The sequence below is a fragment of the Shewanella sp. SW24 genome (assembly GCF_025653395.1).
GTDB lineage: Bacteria > Pseudomonadota > Gammaproteobacteria > Enterobacterales > Shewanellaceae > Shewanella > Shewanella oncorhynchi.
Genome location: NZ_JAKKSH010000003.1, coordinates 22,562 through 37,759, shown reverse-complemented (window position 1 = coordinate 37,759; position 15,198 = coordinate 22,562). Strand labels below are relative to the sequence as shown.

General features: G+C 43.1%; 13 protein-coding genes and 1 pseudogene. 5 read left to right on the top strand and 9 right to left on the bottom strand.

All coding sequences use genetic code 11. The features are described 5' to 3' along the window. The first annotated feature begins 98 nt into the window (after window positions 1–98). Window positions 99–371: an HU family DNA-binding protein gene (locus tag L5M17_RS04250; protein ID WP_006079990.1), complete on the top strand. Its 273-nt coding sequence runs from the start codon at window positions 99–101 to the stop codon at window positions 369–371. Window positions 372–663: 292 nt separating this feature from the next. Further along, window positions 664–1,356, top strand: a complete 693-nt coding sequence (locus L5M17_RS04245; protein ID WP_263145465.1) for a TorF family putative porin — start codon at window positions 664–666, stop codon at window positions 1,354–1,356. A 59-nt stretch (window positions 1,357–1,415) separates the two neighbouring features. Here L5M17_RS04245 and rimK read toward each other — a convergent pair whose 3' ends face one another. The 4 genes from rimK to L5M17_RS04225 form a co-directional block, all read right to left on the bottom strand. Further along, window positions 1,416–2,321, bottom strand: a complete 906-nt coding sequence (gene rimK / locus L5M17_RS04240; RefSeq protein WP_113939182.1) for a 30S ribosomal protein S6--L-glutamate ligase — start codon at window positions 2,319–2,321, stop codon at window positions 1,416–1,418. 179 nt (window positions 2,322–2,500) lie between these two features. Further along, a complete protein-coding gene (locus L5M17_RS04235; RefSeq protein WP_263145462.1) occupies window positions 2,501–4,216 on the bottom strand; it encodes a putative bifunctional diguanylate cyclase/phosphodiesterase in 1,716 nt (571 codons plus the stop codon). Window positions 4,217–4,225: 9 nt separating this feature from the next. Next, the gene (locus L5M17_RS04230) at window positions 4,226–4,660 is read right to left on the bottom strand and encodes a response regulator (protein ID WP_105250317.1); all 435 of its coding nucleotides are present in this window, start codon (window positions 4,658–4,660) and stop codon (window positions 4,226–4,228) included. Next, window positions 4,657–6,810, bottom strand: a complete 2,154-nt coding sequence (locus L5M17_RS04225; RefSeq protein ID WP_263145459.1) for a CHASE domain-containing protein — start codon at window positions 6,808–6,810, stop codon at window positions 4,657–4,659. The genes L5M17_RS04230 and L5M17_RS04225 overlap by 4 nt, the downstream gene beginning before the upstream one ends. A 324-nt stretch (window positions 6,811–7,134) precedes the next feature. On the opposite strand from L5M17_RS04225, the gene L5M17_RS04220 reads away from it, so the two are divergent. Continuing rightward, window positions 7,135–7,311 (top strand): PA3496 family putative envelope integrity protein, encoded by a 177-nt coding sequence (locus tag L5M17_RS04220; protein ID WP_006079984.1) that lies wholly within the window; start codon window positions 7,135–7,137, stop codon window positions 7,309–7,311. Between the two features lie 541 nt (window positions 7,312–7,852). After that, complete coding sequence (locus tag L5M17_RS04215; RefSeq protein ID WP_263145456.1) at window positions 7,853–9,208, top strand: flavohemoglobin expression-modulating QEGLA motif protein; 1,356 nt, start codon at window positions 7,853–7,855, stop codon at window positions 9,206–9,208. Window positions 9,209–9,276: 68 nt separating this feature from the next. Here the strand turns inward: L5M17_RS04215 and L5M17_RS04210 are convergent, their stop codons facing one another. From L5M17_RS04210 to L5M17_RS04195, 4 genes are all read right to left on the bottom strand, one after another. Further along, window positions 9,277–9,420: a hypothetical protein gene (locus tag L5M17_RS04210; RefSeq protein ID WP_173496252.1), complete on the bottom strand. Its 144-nt coding sequence runs from the start codon at window positions 9,418–9,420 to the stop codon at window positions 9,277–9,279. Window positions 9,421–9,430: 10 nt separating this feature from the next. After that, a complete protein-coding gene (locus tag L5M17_RS04205; RefSeq protein ID WP_105250321.1) occupies window positions 9,431–10,870 on the bottom strand; it encodes an MBL fold metallo-hydrolase RNA specificity domain-containing protein in 1,440 nt (479 codons plus the stop codon). 117 nt (window positions 10,871–10,987) lie between these two features. Continuing rightward, a complete protein-coding gene (locus L5M17_RS04200; protein ID WP_263145450.1) occupies window positions 10,988–11,857 on the bottom strand; it encodes a DUF2927 domain-containing protein in 870 nt (289 codons plus the stop codon). 338 nt (window positions 11,858–12,195) lie between these two features. After that, window positions 12,196–12,432 carry a thioredoxin family protein gene (locus tag L5M17_RS04195; protein WP_263145448.1) on the bottom strand — a complete coding sequence of 79 codons (237 nt, stop codon included), beginning with the start codon at window positions 12,430–12,432 and terminating at the stop codon, window positions 12,196–12,198. A gap of 567 nt (window positions 12,433–12,999) precedes the next feature. On the opposite strand from L5M17_RS04195, the gene L5M17_RS04190 reads away from it, so the two are divergent. After that, a complete protein-coding gene (locus L5M17_RS04190; protein ID WP_263145446.1) occupies window positions 13,000–14,637 on the top strand; it encodes a lactate permease LctP family transporter in 1,638 nt (545 codons plus the stop codon). 215 nt (window positions 14,638–14,852) lie between these two features. Here the strand turns inward: L5M17_RS04190 and L5M17_RS04185 are convergent. Beyond that, a pseudogene (locus tag L5M17_RS04185) lies at window positions 14,853–15,194 on the bottom strand (radical SAM protein); the annotation flags it as partial. Window positions 15,195–15,198 lie beyond the last annotated feature (4 nt).

Genomic DNA, 15,198 nt, shown 5'->3' with positions numbered 1-15,198 from the left:
CTGCACGCTAGACGCAAAAGGCTTTCCAAGTGCTAAACCTTATGGCATGTTAGGCACGCTTATTTCAAATAAATCTACGGAAAGAAGAGACAATAAAAATGAACAAAACTGAACTAATCGCCAAAATTGCAGAAAATGCCGATCTAACGAAAGTAGAAGCAGCACGCGCATTGAAGTCTTTTGAAGCAGCTATTACCGAATCAATGAAAAATGGTGACAAAATCTCCATCGTAGGTTTCGGTTCTTTTGAAACAGCGACTCGTGCCGCTCGCACTGGCCGTAACCCACAAACGGGTAAAGAAATTCAAATTGCTGAAGCGACAGTGCCTAAGTTTAAAGCGGGTAAAACCCTACGTGACAGCGTAAACTAAGTTATAAAATTCAATACAACGCCTCCATTGTGAGGCGTTTTTTTTTGCCCAATCCCAGTGAAGCACTGAATGTTTTTTGCACAACAAAAGTGCGCCTCTGCCCCACAAACTGGCAAATAAAAACATTTCATTAACATTGCGAGTCCTAATACCTTGTTTTACATGGCATTGTAATAGTGGCATGTGATTAGCAAATCCTTCCTTAGAAAAAAACCAAGATGCACTAATGACCACAGCTGACTTTGAGTGTGCCAATGGTGAATCGATAAATAAGTCAATCGAGGGGATGAGCATGAAGAAATCACTGTACAGCGTTTTGGCCTTATCGACGGGAATGTTACTGGCAGGCAACGCCTTTGCAGCCGTATCAGGCAACATTGGCGGTACCTCTAATTATCTATGGCGCGGTGCGACCCAAACTAAAGATGCGGTCGCAATCCAAGGTGGCCTTGACTACAGCCACGATTCTGGATTTTATGCGGGAACTTGGGCATCTAATGTGGATTTTGGTGATGATACTAGCTACGAGCTTGATCTATATGCGGGTTATGGCGGCAGTATTACCGAAGACATCAGCTACGACTTTGGCTATCTCTACTACGCTTATCCAGACGCACCGGGCAGTATTGATTTTGGTGAGCTCCATGCTGCTGTCACGTGGAAATGGCTCGAACTTGCTTACTCCCAAGTCATCAATGCCGGTGACGATCTGGCCGCCGATCCTTTAGATAATAAAGATCTCAGTTATCTTGCCGCGACGGTATCCGTTCCTCTCACTGAAAAGCTGAGTTTATCAGTGCACTATGGTTACTCAAACGGTGATGTCGTCCAATCTTGGTTTGGCGAAGAGAATTATTCCGACTATAACGTGACTCTCAGTGCAGATACCAGCATAGGCACAGTGTCATTTATGGTCTCAGATACCGATCTCACCGATGATGATGCCAAACTAGTACTCGGATATTCCTACAGTTTTGATCTATAGGCTCTAAGCATAACAAAACGCCACCTTAAAAAGTGGCGTCGTTTTATCACAATCACCTACTAGGCAATAATTGACCGGTTTGTTTTACGGGCCGCAACCATTTTCTCGATATACTCAACAATGGGCTCAGTCACTGAAATCCCTGTTGTTTGCTCAATCCCTTCAATGCCAGGCGCCGAATTAACCTCAAGGATCAGTGGACCACGGTTAGAACGTAAAATATCTACTCCCGCGACAACCAATCCCATCGCCTTCACAGCGGCAATAGCCATTTTACGCTCAACAGAGGTGATTTTTACCACCTCACCACAACCACCTAAATGCAGATTAGAGCGGAAATCGCCCTCGGGACCTTGACGCTTCATCGAAGCAACAACCTTGTCACCGACAACAAAACAACGAATATCACTACCATTGGATTCTTTAATGTATTCCTGTACTAAGATATTCGCTTTGAGCCCCAAGAATGCTTCAATCACGCTCTCAGCAGCCGTTTTAGTTTCAGCGAGTACGACACCAATCCCTTGAGTGCCTTCGAGTAATTTAATGACTAACGGAGCGCCGCCCACCATATTGATGAGATCTGGGATATCATTTGGCTTATTGGCAAAACCCGTCACTGGCATGCCAATCCCTTTGCGGGAAAGTAGTTGCAGTGCCCGCAATTTGTCCCGCGAACGCGCAATGGAGATTGAATCATTCGCGGCATATACGCCCATCATTTCAAACTGACGAACAACGGCACAACCATAAAAAGTCACGCTAGCATGAATACGCGGAATGATGGCATCAAACCCAACTAATTCAGTACCTTCATAGTGAATGCTAGGTTTAATAGAATTAATATTCATGTAGCAATTCAGCGTATTGATCACGACCGCTTCATGTCCACGACTTTGGCAAGCCGCGACTAAGCGTTGTGTTGAATACAACTGGGGGAATTGGGATAAAATACCTATTTTCATTGCTGAGTGACCAACTTAAGCATGAGTGAATAAACCGTTCTGCGGCACCAAAAGCACAGCGACAGAAAAAGGGGCTGATATTTGTCTATTGCTCAGTGTAAAGCAAGAAAATATTCCTCACCAGACGAAATCATTATGCTAATGAAATACTTCAAGACCTATCACACTCGAAACTCGGTTTAAGTTAACAGCGGCAGAATATACTTAGCCTCAAACTCCGTTGCATCTAAGGGGCGAGAAAACAAATAACCTTGTAATACAGTACAATGGCGAGAAGTACAAAACTCAGCCTGCTCAATTGTTTCAACGCCCTCAGCTACTGATATGACATTAAACCCATGGGCGAAGTTAAGTAATGCAGCGAGCAAACGAGTGTCTTTATCATCCTTATCATAGGAAGCGACAAAGCTTTTATCGATTTTCAGCACGCTAATGGGAAATAATTTGATATGTTCTAAGGACGAAAAACCCGTCCCAAAATCATCGAGGGCAAAACGCACCCCTAACTCGGCGATTCTATCAAGCATTTTGGCATGTTCATGGGGATCTTCAATAAGGCAATTTTCAGTAATTTCAAGCTCTAATGCTACAGCAGGAAGTCCTGTCTTAGTCAGCGTACTCGCGATTTTATCAAACAGGTTCTCATTTCCAATTTGCGATGCAGACAGGTTAACGGCAATGGTGAATTCTCTCCCTGTCGGCTGTAATTGGGTTAGCCACACCTGTGCCTGAATACAGGCTTGTTCAAGCACCCAATCATCAATGTCCTCCATTAATCCAATTTCTTCGGCTATGGGTAAAAATTGATCTGGGGCGATAATGCCATCTACAGGATGCTGCCATCGGATAAGGGCTTCCATCCCCACCAACTGATGGGTTTTCGCATTCACTTGCGCTTGATAATGAACCTTAAATTCATTTCTTTTTAAGGCAATACGCAAACTCGACTCGATATGATTACGGTAACGCACCTCTTTATCTAAAGCTTCTGAGTAAAACTGAATCTGGTTTCGGCCCATTTTTTTAGCGCGATACATAGCAATATCGGCACATTTCATCAGTTCAGAACTATTCGAAGCCGCTTCATTATAAAAAGCCACACCGATACTGGCACCAATAAGCACATCGTTATCACCGAGACAAAATACGTCCTCAAACACTTTGAGCAATCGATTAGCCACAATCATAGGGAAATATTTATACTCATTATCAGTGACTAGGACGACAAATTCGTCCCCACCTAAACGTGCAATAATGTCACCATCTCTTAGTACTTCACTTAATCGAGCGGCTACTTTAACTAAAAGAATATCCCCCGTCTGATGGCCTAGAGTGTCATTGATCGCTTTAAAATCATCTAAATCGAGTAAGATAACGGCTAAATAGTCGTGACAACGTTTGGCCCTTGCTATCGCTCGATTAAGACAAAGTTCAAAACCATAGCGATTAACCAGCTTAGTCAACGAATCGTGTTCAGCTAGCTCTTTTAGTTTTTGGTGACTATTACGTAACGCCAACGCCATTGAAGATCTTTGTTTCGCATAACGAATTGCACGGGTTAGTATCCGCGAGTTGACCTCATCTTTAAGCAAGAAGTCCTGTGCCCCTAGTTCAATACAGCGCTGAGCCAGTTTCTCATCTTCATAGCGACTCAGCATAACGACTACGGTCTGATCTTGCGTCATGGCATTGAGCTTGATCAACACTTCTAAACCATTAGCATCGGGTAATAAATAATCCAATAGAATACCGTCAAAATGACGTTCTAATGCGAGATTTAAACCATCAAATGCACAATTTGCTTCGACCACATTAAAAGTCAACTTTGACTGTCTGAGTGCTCGGATGATCGCAGTTCTATCCACTTCATCATCATCGATCAGTAGTAAATCCATATACTCACCTTATGCGGATGGGAGCTCCACTATTCGCCAGTAACCTTCAAGCATATTAAAAATATTGTTAAAACCGTCTTTCATATCAGTTTTAACCATGTAACCAGCCACATGATGGCTATAGGCTTTCATCCTATCTTCATCGGTACTCGACGTGGTGAGCATAAAAACGACAGACGAAGAAAGAGAAGGATCTGAACGTATTCGCTCAAGGAACTCAAACCCATTCATTCTTGGCATATTAAGATCGAGCAAAATAAGATACGGGCCTTTGATCGTGTCTAAACTCGTTAGAATAGTTAATGCTTCGATCCCATCCCGAGCACGCACTAAGGGATTGAGTAACCTCAATTGTCTCATCGCCCGCTGCACGGCCATGTAATCCACGTCATCATCATCAACCAATAAAATGGTGACCTGTTGATAGTGATTTGCTGCGCTCATAGAAGCTCCTTTTTCACTATTTTCTTAGGCCAACTAAAGCAAAAACAACAACCTCGGCCCTGCGATTTAAGCTGAATCTCTCCACCTAAACTTTCAACTGTTTTCCTCACAAGTGATAAGCCTAAACCACTGCCTTCAACTTCATCCCTTGGTTTAAGTGTTTGAAACATCTCGAAGACTTTTTCATGATATGAGCTTGATATCCCCGGACCATCATCTATCACACTGAATCGATACTGCTGATCAACCGCCTCACATGAAACCGTAATCACACCTGTACCTAAGTCATGATGCTTTATGGCGTTACTGATCAAATTTCGTATAACTAATTCCAACAATGGTCTTACGGTATAAAAATTCGGAAATTCACCTTTTAGTACTAATTCAAATCCCTGTGGCGGCGCGACGAGCGCAAACATGTCTTCAGCCAGTTGCCGACTGTTGACCTCTGTGGTTTCAGTATCGACACGGCCAATACGGGAAAACATCAATAGCCCATCGAGCAGTAACACCATGCGATGAATACGACTTTGGATAAGCCCGAGATATTTCTGCACGTTTTCATTGGCGTTATCGGATAAATCCTCTGCTAACCAAGAAGTTAACTGCTCGATACCCCGTAGTGGGGATTTCAAATCATGGGAGGCGATATAGGCAAAGCGGTCGAGTTCTTGATTAATCCGCTCAAGCTCTTGCATGTGTTCTGCACGCTGAACTTCAATGCGCTTACGTTCAGACACATTGTTAATCGTCGCGAGAATGAAAATGCCATTACTGAAATGAATAGGCGTCAGCCCCACCTCTATCGCGAGTCGACTGCCATCTTTACAACAGCCAAATAAGTCATCCCGCATCGACATATTTTTCGCGATCGGCTGCACTAAGTAATTATTCATGTGCTGCTGGTGCACATCCCTCAGCGCGTCTGGCAATAACATATTGATAGAGCGGCCGAGTAACTCGTCTCTGGCATAACCAAATAAACGTTCCGCATGGGTGTTCACTAACGTAATAATCCCAGCCTTATCGACCATAAACAGTGCGCTTGGAGAGGCTTCAATGACGAGTCTAAAGCGTTTTTCATTCGCGATTAGCTCAGAGGTAAGCAATGACTCTTTATATCGATTACGCGCCATGATTAGCACAGAATAAAACAGCGCCAAAATGAATGCACAACCGATAAATTGCAGCCAGATACCTTGGGTCTCTTCCGATCTTGAGATAAAACGCGATTGTGATGAAATGTCCAAGCGCCACTGCCTACCGCCAATCAAGTCGGTCTGTGACTGATAAAACACATCTTTTTGATTTGGCAGAACTTTACTACTAGTAAACATTAAACTGTCGGCATTTGCCTGCGGGCTTTCATAAATGGCGAGCTTCAAACCTGAGAATCGATCCCCCATAATTCCTTGCATGAGGTCGTCCATCCTAAACGCCGCATACACGAGTCCAATCGCCTGCTGTTTCCGCTCTGCCTCCGTTGCCACAATCCCTTGATAAATTGGCAAATACATCAAAAAACCCGCTTTAGCATCTTCGGGCGTATCTTGCACTAAGGCGACCTTGCCAGAAATAGTTGGCTGACCAGTGCTAATGGCGTGCTCTATGGCTTTGCGCCGATTAGCCTCGGAGCACATGTCATAACCAAAAGCTCTTTGATTGCGCCAATCAAAAGGTTCTAAATACAAGATCACACAATACTGATCACGAACTCCTTCTGGGTACACTTTATAGTCTTTAAAGCCTTCGGCCTGAACTTGTTGGACGTGGGCATCTAATGTGTCAGGCTTAAGTAACTGAGCATAGCCAAAGCCTTGGAAACCCGGGTAATACTCGGATAAATGTGCATTGACAACATAGGTTTGCCATTCCTTGCGGGTTACACTATTGGAGGACAATAACAAGCCGACACCACCGCGTAAGACCTGCTCGTAGGCAAGCATTCTGCGATTCACCGCTTCGGTTAACTCTTGAACACTGTTCTCGAAACGCTCTTCACCACGATCTCTAAGATATTGCTCCAGCACATACCAAGAGATGCCCATAAAAAGTAAAGCAGCGACAATCATCAGCCAGCTAGAACTCAGCACGCTAAAGTAGATACTATTTGATGGGCTATGCGATTTAGAAAACTCATCCTTGTCCATATGAGCCAATTCCCTAGCAAAAGATTAGCAATAAACACAGCTACAAGTGTTGTTGCAATTATGCCTAAATTCAAGTTTATCCTACTATTTAACTCGGAATTAACCCGAATATATCGATGACACTGTTGTGCTCTCAATCACAAAATAAGCAAGAACTAAATTAATCCAATAGGCAATCCCAGTCTTGGCTTGACGCTAAACCGCAGCGGGCACAATTATCCGGCACACGGGAAGAATTTTTCACCCTGACTCACAAAATTATTTGCTTTTCTACCATACTCTTTTTAGTTAGAAAGTCGTTAGGAACAACAAGAGGAATTCGTTATGGCTCATATTACTGAAGTCGTGCCCAACGATACTGAACTTGAGGCAATGACCACACCAAGAAACAGCAAAGCCGCCGAGGCAATGCAGCATAGACGCGAAGTCAAAAAGCGTTTAGAAGACTACCTCGAGCGGGCGGAGTTAAAACGTGCATTGGGAGATGACGATTTTTTCTAGCCAATTCTATCTCGCTATCTCGTGGTCAAAATGATGGGATGATGATCTCAGTCGGTGATCATTTGTTTCGAACTCACTGAGTTTTGGCCCACTAAAATCGAATATCTCACCCAGCCAACAGTGCTGGGTGTGACTCTGCTCTAGCTCACTAACCTCCAGATTTAATATCGCGTCATCACGGTCATTTTTACCACTCTTGTCAGCTTGAGTTTTGATTAACAAGCATTCAGCCTTAACACACTCAAATAACTCATCGCTGTCATGTTTTGCTCCAATCAATCTATTTCTATATCAAGAACAAAGCAGCTTTAATGTCATATCAATAAAATATTATTAAACAGATGGTTACTTATTTATGTCCCATAGACATAGCGCTAGAATTATAACAAGTGCACCAAAATGATTCACAAAATCGATAACAGCTAATTTATTTAATCGGTATATTTTCTCAGCTAGCCTGCGAATCAATATGAATAAATGAGGTTTAAGGCTATGATTAGCCACATCTCTCTCGCTGAAATTACCTGCAGGATATACGGGAATGTCTGAGTCGTTAGCCCAATATCAACAAGATCTACGCCGTTTTTCCGATGAATTAATTCGCATTCAAACGCCAATAAAAATCTTAGATGCCATTAAATGGCCGCGGGAAATGGAGGAACGTTTTCTCTCCAATAAGGGCACGGTACTTCCGGCTATCAAGCAAGAGTTTTATCAAAACATTGCTTTACCTTTTGATCCTGTTAAAACCCAAGCTGAGCTAGCCTCCCTAAAACAGGACATCCATAGACGTTTGGGTAAACGAGACAAACTCGGCAAAATATTAGTGGCAAACGTCGATCAGTATCGCCTTGTCATCGATATGTTGGGGAACAGAGGCACGCCAACCTTTGGTAAGCTCAGCCAAGAATTGTACGGCAGTGCTAGCCATAAACTGCATGGCGATCGCCATACCTTGCGCCAGTTAGGCGATAAACTCAGCTACATTTTCTCGTTGCCCGCGGCGAGACACATGAATAAACATCACCCTAAAATTATTAGCGCGCCAGAAGCGGTTAACGTGCTCAGCCAACGTTTAGAAAAGTACTTCCATAGCGATGATATGCGTGTACGCCTTAGTGACGGTATCGTCTCTGACGCTGCAGTCGGTGGCGATACCGTTAAGCTCAATAGCAAAGCAATTTTCAGCGAATCGGATCTTAATGTATATGAAGTTCACGAAGGTTGGGTGCATGTCGGCACGACGCTAAACGGCCGAGCTCAACCCCACGCCACTTGGCTCAGTGTCGGTTCTCCGCGCGTAGCAGCAACCCAAGAAGGTCTAGCCGTTTTACTGGAAATGCTGACGCTAAGCTCAAATCCAGGACGGGCTCGGCGAATTAGTGACCGTGTTGCCGCGGTCGATATGGCTGAAAATGGTGCTGACTTTATAGAGGTATTCAATTATTTCAGAGGATTGAATCTAAGTGCGACAGACAGTTACCGTGTCACTCAAAGGGTTTTCCGTGGTGGTATGGTGGAAGGCGGCAGTTTCTTCACTAAGGATATTTCCTATGTGCGTGGCTATGTGGAAAACATTAACTTTATCCGCAGCGCCATCACCTCAGGCCTTCCTGAACTAATTCCTATGCTATTCCTTGGTAAATTGGCGATCGAAGATATCCCCGTGTTATACCAAGCTTGCCAAGAGGGCATTCTGACTACGCCTAAATATCTACCGCCCATGTTTGATAACTTTAGTGGCCTTTATGCTTGGTTTGGTTTTGCATCAGGTTTAGCAGGAATCGATTTGAAAGGTGTACAGCGCCATTTCACTCGCTTATTTAAAGACGTACCGAATGTCGTTCCCGCCTTTGAGTTACTCGATGATACTGAATTTGACAACAACTCGGACTAATACAGTAACTAGATTGATTTAAAATAAAAAAAGCTCACAACTATGTGAGCTTTTTATAAAACTAAACGCTAATCTTCGATAGAAAAACCTTCACCATTACATTCAAAATACAACTCACAGGCAGGATAACTCACTTTGCCACACGTGTAGAAGATAATGGCATTTCCACCCAACTTTTGAACTTGTACTTTCAACTCTTTTAAGGCTTCCACACTAACTGCTTTAAGGCTTCCACACTAACTGCGGCAGCGCATTTAAATCCAATCGGTCACCCTGGGTCGCGATTGCTATAGCCTTTGGTTTAGTCTGAGGATCTTGGTTAATCACATCGACTAATCCATGCTGCGCCTCGGGTTCTCCATGGACTAAAATTAACGGCGGCTGGCCTTCAAAATGGTGATACCAACGTAATAACTCTGCTTGATCCGCATGGGCTGAAAGTCCACCCACTGTGTGTAACTTAGCCGCTACTTTAATGCTGTTACCATGAATAGACAGTTCCTCAGCGCCATCGACGAGGGCGCGCCCCGGTGTTCCAAGCGCTTGATAACCACAAATAATCACATCACATTCTGGGCGCCATAGATTATGCTCTAAGTGGCTACGAATACGTCCACCGTTACACATGCCGCTCCCTGCGATAATGATCAATCCCTTATGCACATCGTTCAGCGCTATCGACTCTTCGGTCGTTTGGATAAATTCGACATTCGACAACAGTGGATGCTGCCCAGGATGTTGGCGGGTAAAGCGTTTAAAGTCCTCATCCATCAGCGGATAATTATTAACGTAGACGCGTGTCGCCTCAATTGCCATCGGGCTGTCTAGGCAGATTTTCCAACGGCCGAGATCCCATTCTTTAGCATATAAATGAAATAGATATAATAACTCCTGTGCTCGTCCAACCGAAAAAGCAGGGAGCAATATATTGCCTTGGCTCTCGTTGACTGTCTTAGCAAAAATGGCTTTCAATTCGGCTAAGGTATCCGTCCAACTGCGGTGAAAACGATTGCCATAGGTGCTTTCCATTAAGACTAAATCTGCCGTATCCACTAAGGTAGGATTACGTAAAATCGGCATACCTGCACGGCCAAGATCGCCACTGAAGACGATTTTCTTCTGGGATTTGCCCTCACCTAACCACAACTCGACTAAGGCGGAACCTAAAATATGCCCTGCATCTGAGAGGCAAATATCCACATGGGGAATAACGCGAGTCACTTGACCATATTCCAATGGTACAAATTGAGTTATCGCGAGTTCAGCATCTTCAACGGTGAATAGCGGTTCTAGGGGTTCAAGATCATGTTTAGCACGCTTTTTATTGACTCTTTCGGTATCGCGGGTCTGCAGCATAGCCGCATCTTTGAGCATGATAGCGCACAGCTCTGCCGTGGCTTTATGGGTGTAGATAGGCCCATCAAAACCCGCTTTGACTAAGAGTGGTAAACGCCCAGAATGATCGATATGGGCATGGCTAAGCACGACAGCAGAAATAGACTCAGGATCAAATGCGAAGGGATCATGATTACGCAACTCATCAGATTTACCGCCTTGGATCAAACCACAGTCGAGCAATAAGTGTTCATGATCAACCGAGAGTAAATGACACGAACCTGTCACTTCCTCTGTCGCCCCTAAAAACTGCAATGTCATTCGCATGGTGTCCCTCCAAGGTGTTTATCTCATATAAAGATAGACTATGCCCTTATTCCTAAAACAAAAAGGATTAATTAGTCACGTGCGAGCAATGTCAACTTTAGCTGTAATGCTTAGTCATCAATAACCTAACAATGGGTACAACTGACCTTGACGTACCGTTTTGCCAGCGTTAGCAATAGTGCCATCGCGCAGCCATTGTTCGAGCAAGATCTGCAAAGGCTGTTTGACTTCTGCCGCCGTCATTCCAGCGCTAATACTTGGGCTATAGAGTAATTTAAGCAAAATGAAATCGAGTCCGGTAAGTAAGTCCTGCGGGGTTTTGTCGTTAAAAATGGAGGGAAATACTTTCTCTGAATCATTGGGTAAACCAAGCACTTGGGTAATCTCTTCCACTACGCAAGCCACTAACTTACCGTGCATTTTGGCTTGATCTACAGGAATAATAATCCAAGCACGTTCAATCTCTTGCCGTGAATTGAGAGCAAACTTTGCCATACACACAGAGCCATGGACATTTTTCGCCGAGCTAGGTCCCATTAAGCGCATCACCTCACTTGCCCATAGGGATTGACGGGTAAACACTAAGTGCAGATTCGCCTCTGAGAGCGTATCGACCCGTTGAATATCGAGGCCGGTGATCTGGCCTAAGTGTGTTAAGTGCATCAACACTAATTGAGTGTGCAGCGCCTTATCACCCACTTGATGCTCAATAAACACTCGTACCGGTATGCGCCACTTACGCACGCTATGTTTAGCAAGGTCATACTCATTTTGTAGGGCGACTTCACTAAATGCTTGGGTGATATAAGCGGAGTTTTTCCAATCCGTAGCGGGCGTTAATACTTGGGTTAATTCGGGAGATGTTTGAGCAGCAAACAAAGGCAAAGCGAATAAACTTAGCGTTAGAAAAAGCCCTAAACGAAACAGACGTGCAGTAAAAAATAACCAACTGTAGAAACGTGTTAATACCCTAAGCCACTTTTGCATTGGCACTCATCCCGCAACTTGACGAGGTCACTGAATCAAAATCATAGCAGTGATACTGATAAAAGAAGTCGAAATCTGCAAACAACCTGATACAACATAGACTCAATAAACTCGCCCAGATAATGCAATGCCGACTAAACCGTTGCCAATAAAACCCCATAATAAAATTACTACACAAAGCATCAATACATTGTTTTTAAAAACATTATATTTAATATCATTAATCGTATACTGATGATATTACACCACCATTGCCAAGGATTCAGGATGACAATGGTGTGCATTTTTAGCTTAAGCGCTTTCTAACGAGCATAATCCGTGCAACTATTCAGCGAGCTCTAGTCCCTTAACCACCCCTCAACTTCATCGCGCGTCGGTACTGAGCCGCTATGTATGAGCTCACCATCGAGCACTACCGCTGGGGTTTTCATCACTTTAAATTTCAATAGGCTTTGAGGATCTGTGTCCTTTTTTACAATAACATCCACACCCATTTCTTCTGATATGTCCGCAATCATCTCAGCGGTTTTGCTACATTTAGCGCAACCACTGCCTAAGACTTTGACTTGTTTCATGTTACTTCCTTAACGAACTGTGCTGCAAAATTAAAAATTTCAACCTACTGTCATACTCGCAGCCACATATAGCAAGGTAAATTTCCAGCCAAGCAAACTCATAGACAAGAGTATGGCAACATCTATAGCTCAATTCAGGCCACAATAAGATAACTGCATTATTAGTTGCATTGCATTGATTGCTATTAATTTCTATATATAAATATAAACAAATATTTATAAACCATCTGTTATAAACACTACCAAAAAACTAAAAAAGTACAGCCTAGTTTTTCATAAAATCACAATACTTTAGTTAATTTCACAACTCACAAAAAATAATCTTGATAACACAACAAATATTAATACAACCTAAATTAGATGTTTGGTGAATATAGCTAAAACAATCAATATTTTACTTGATTATTATTTAGGTATTTCCCCGTCATCATTTATCCACACATCTCGTGACGCATATCACTTATTACAACATTTAAGATTGATCCTACATCACTAAACACTAGTATCTGCTATGTTGCGGCTGCGACACGATTTATCAACATATTATAACAATACGGAAACTTCCCTATGACCTGGACCCAAACATACACGCCACTCGGTAGCTTGTGGCTAACCGCAATGGTTGCTTTACTGCCTATTGTGTTTTTCTTCCTAGCCTTAACTGTGTTAAAACTTAAAGGCTATATCGCTGGGGCATTAACCTTATTAATTGCCTTAGCAGTCGCGATACTCGCCTACAAAATGCCTATTAGTATCGCGCTTGCTTCTGCTATATATGGTTTTAGTTATGGGCTATGGCCAATTGCTTGGATTATTATTACCGCAGTATTTTTATATAAAATCACCGTTAAAACAGGTCAATTTGAGGTTATTCGCTCGTCAGTCATCTCAGTCACGGAAGATCAACGATTACAAATGCTATTGGTTGGCTTTTCATTTGGAGCCTTCCTCGAAGGTGCAGCGGGTTTTGGTGCACCTGTTGCTATTACAGCTGCGTTACTTGTCGGGCTTGGATTCAATCCATTGTATGCAGCAGGACTTTGCTTAATCGCAAATACGGCACCCGTCGCCTTTGGAGCTATGGGTATCCCAATTATCGTAGCGGGTCAGGTTTCATCACTAGACCCATTCCATATTGGACAACTCGCTGGCCGTCAGTTGCCAATTTTATCGATTATTGTCCCCTTCTGGCTCATCGCAATGATGGATGGCATCAGGGGAATACGTCAAACTTGGCCCGCAACATTAGTAGCAGGCGTTTCATTTGCGATTACCCAATTTTTGACCTCAAACTTTATCGGCCCCGAATTACCCGATATTACTTCGGCGTTAGTCAGTCTAATTTGTTTAACATTATTTCTAAAGGTCTGGCAACCAAAAGAAATATTCACTTTCTCAGGCATGAAACAAAGAGTTACTACCCCTAAATCTACTTTTTCTAATAGCCAGATATTTAAAGCATGGTCTCCCTTTATTATTCTCACGGCGATTGTAACCCTGTGGAGTCTTAAAGATGTACAACTGGCATTAAGTTTTGCCACTATCAGTATTGAAGTACCTTACTTACATAATCTCGTTATCAAAAGTGCACCTATTGTCGCTAAGGAAACCCCTTATGCAGCAATATATAAACTTAATTTATTAGGCGCTGTTGGAACAGCAATTTTAATCGCAGCAATGATCTCAATTGCGGTCCTTAAAATGTCAGTAAGTAATGCACTGACATCCTTTAAAGACACTTTAATTGAATTAAAATTCCCGATATTGTCGATTGGATTAGTATTAGCATTTGCCTTTGTCGCTAACTATTCAGGTCTATCTTCAACCTTAGCACTCGTGCTCGCTGGCACTGGCGTAGCATTCCCCTTCTTCTCACCATTCTTAGGTTGGTTAGGTGTGTTTTTAACAGGTTCAGACACCTCATCAAATGCCCTATTTGGCGCGCTGCAAGCCAATACAGCAAACCAAATAGGTGTAACACCGGAGTTATTAGTCGCCGCAAACACTACGGGAGGAGTAACGGGCAAAATGATTTCGCCACAATCTATTGCCGTTGCTTGCGCTGCAACGGGATTGGCGGGTAAAGAATCAGATCTTTTCCGCTTTACGCTAAAGCACAGTCTATTTTTCTGTACTTTCATTGGCGTGATCACAGTACTCCAAGCATACGTAGTCCCTTGGACATTAGTGTTTTTCACTAAATAAAGCGATATCTAAGATATATTAAAAGCCGAGTGATAAACCACTCGGCTTTTTAGATTGAAATGGATATAAAACTCACTCTGCGATGAAGTTCGAATGGGTTCAATTAAGTAAAGTCGCAAGACAACTTTATTAATCCCAGTGAAGTCATACAATCAAAGTCTAGGTTGTCATTCTTGTCTTAGATAACTACTCGGTACATTGATGACAAATGCAACTTAAGCCAGCAATTTCGCCTTATCCTTACCTAATACGCGCTTGAGCACTAGGTAATTAGAGGCATGGTCTGATCTAAATATCGTCTGTTCTAATTCAAAATGATCCAATAAAGTATGCATTTCTTGGAACAAACCCATTTGATCCGGCAACTGAAATTGCCCGCCAAATACCGCGTCCATTCGCTCTGTGCCTAAGAGTAAAATCACTACTAAAGTAGAGAGATAATCCGGCTGGGCAGTATTCATTAGCGTAGCCGAATTAACTGCATGTTGCTGCGATAACGCGATGCCGCCTAAGCAATCGAGGAGCATCACAGATGACTTTATTCCCGCGGCGCTTAAGTAG

Coding starts and splice junctions, on each gene's coding strand:
- L5M17_RS04250 (WP_006079990.1), top strand. CDS start 99: ATGAACAAAACTGAACTAATCGCCAAAATTGCAGAAAATGCCGATCTA.
- L5M17_RS04245 (WP_263145465.1), top strand. CDS start 664: ATGAAGAAATCACTGTACAGCGTTTTGGCCTTATCGACGGGAATGTTA.
- rimK (WP_113939182.1), bottom strand. CDS start 2,321: ATGAAAATAGGTATTTTATCCCAATTCCCCCAGTTGTATTCAACACAA.
- L5M17_RS04235 (WP_263145462.1), bottom strand. CDS start 4,216: ATGGATTTACTACTGATCGATGATGATGAAGTGGATAGAACTGCGATC.
- L5M17_RS04230 (WP_105250317.1), bottom strand. CDS start 4,660: ATGAGCGCAGCAAATCACTATCAACAGGTCACCATTTTATTGGTTGAT.
- L5M17_RS04225 (WP_263145459.1), bottom strand. CDS start 6,810: ATGGACAAGGATGAGTTTTCTAAATCGCATAGCCCATCAAATAGTATC.
- L5M17_RS04220 (WP_006079984.1), top strand. CDS start 7,135: ATGGCTCATATTACTGAAGTCGTGCCCAACGATACTGAACTTGAGGCA.
- L5M17_RS04215 (WP_263145456.1), top strand. CDS start 7,853: ATGTCTGAGTCGTTAGCCCAATATCAACAAGATCTACGCCGTTTTTCC.
- L5M17_RS04205 (WP_105250321.1), bottom strand. CDS start 10,870: ATGCGAATGACATTGCAGTTTTTAGGGGCGACAGAGGAAGTGACAGGT.
- L5M17_RS04200 (WP_263145450.1), bottom strand. CDS start 11,857: ATGCAAAAGTGGCTTAGGGTATTAACACGTTTCTACAGTTGGTTATTT.
- L5M17_RS04195 (WP_263145448.1), bottom strand. CDS start 12,432: ATGAAACAAGTCAAAGTCTTAGGCAGTGGTTGCGCTAAATGTAGCAAA.
- L5M17_RS04190 (WP_263145446.1), top strand. CDS start 13,000: ATGACCTGGACCCAAACATACACGCCACTCGGTAGCTTGTGGCTAACC.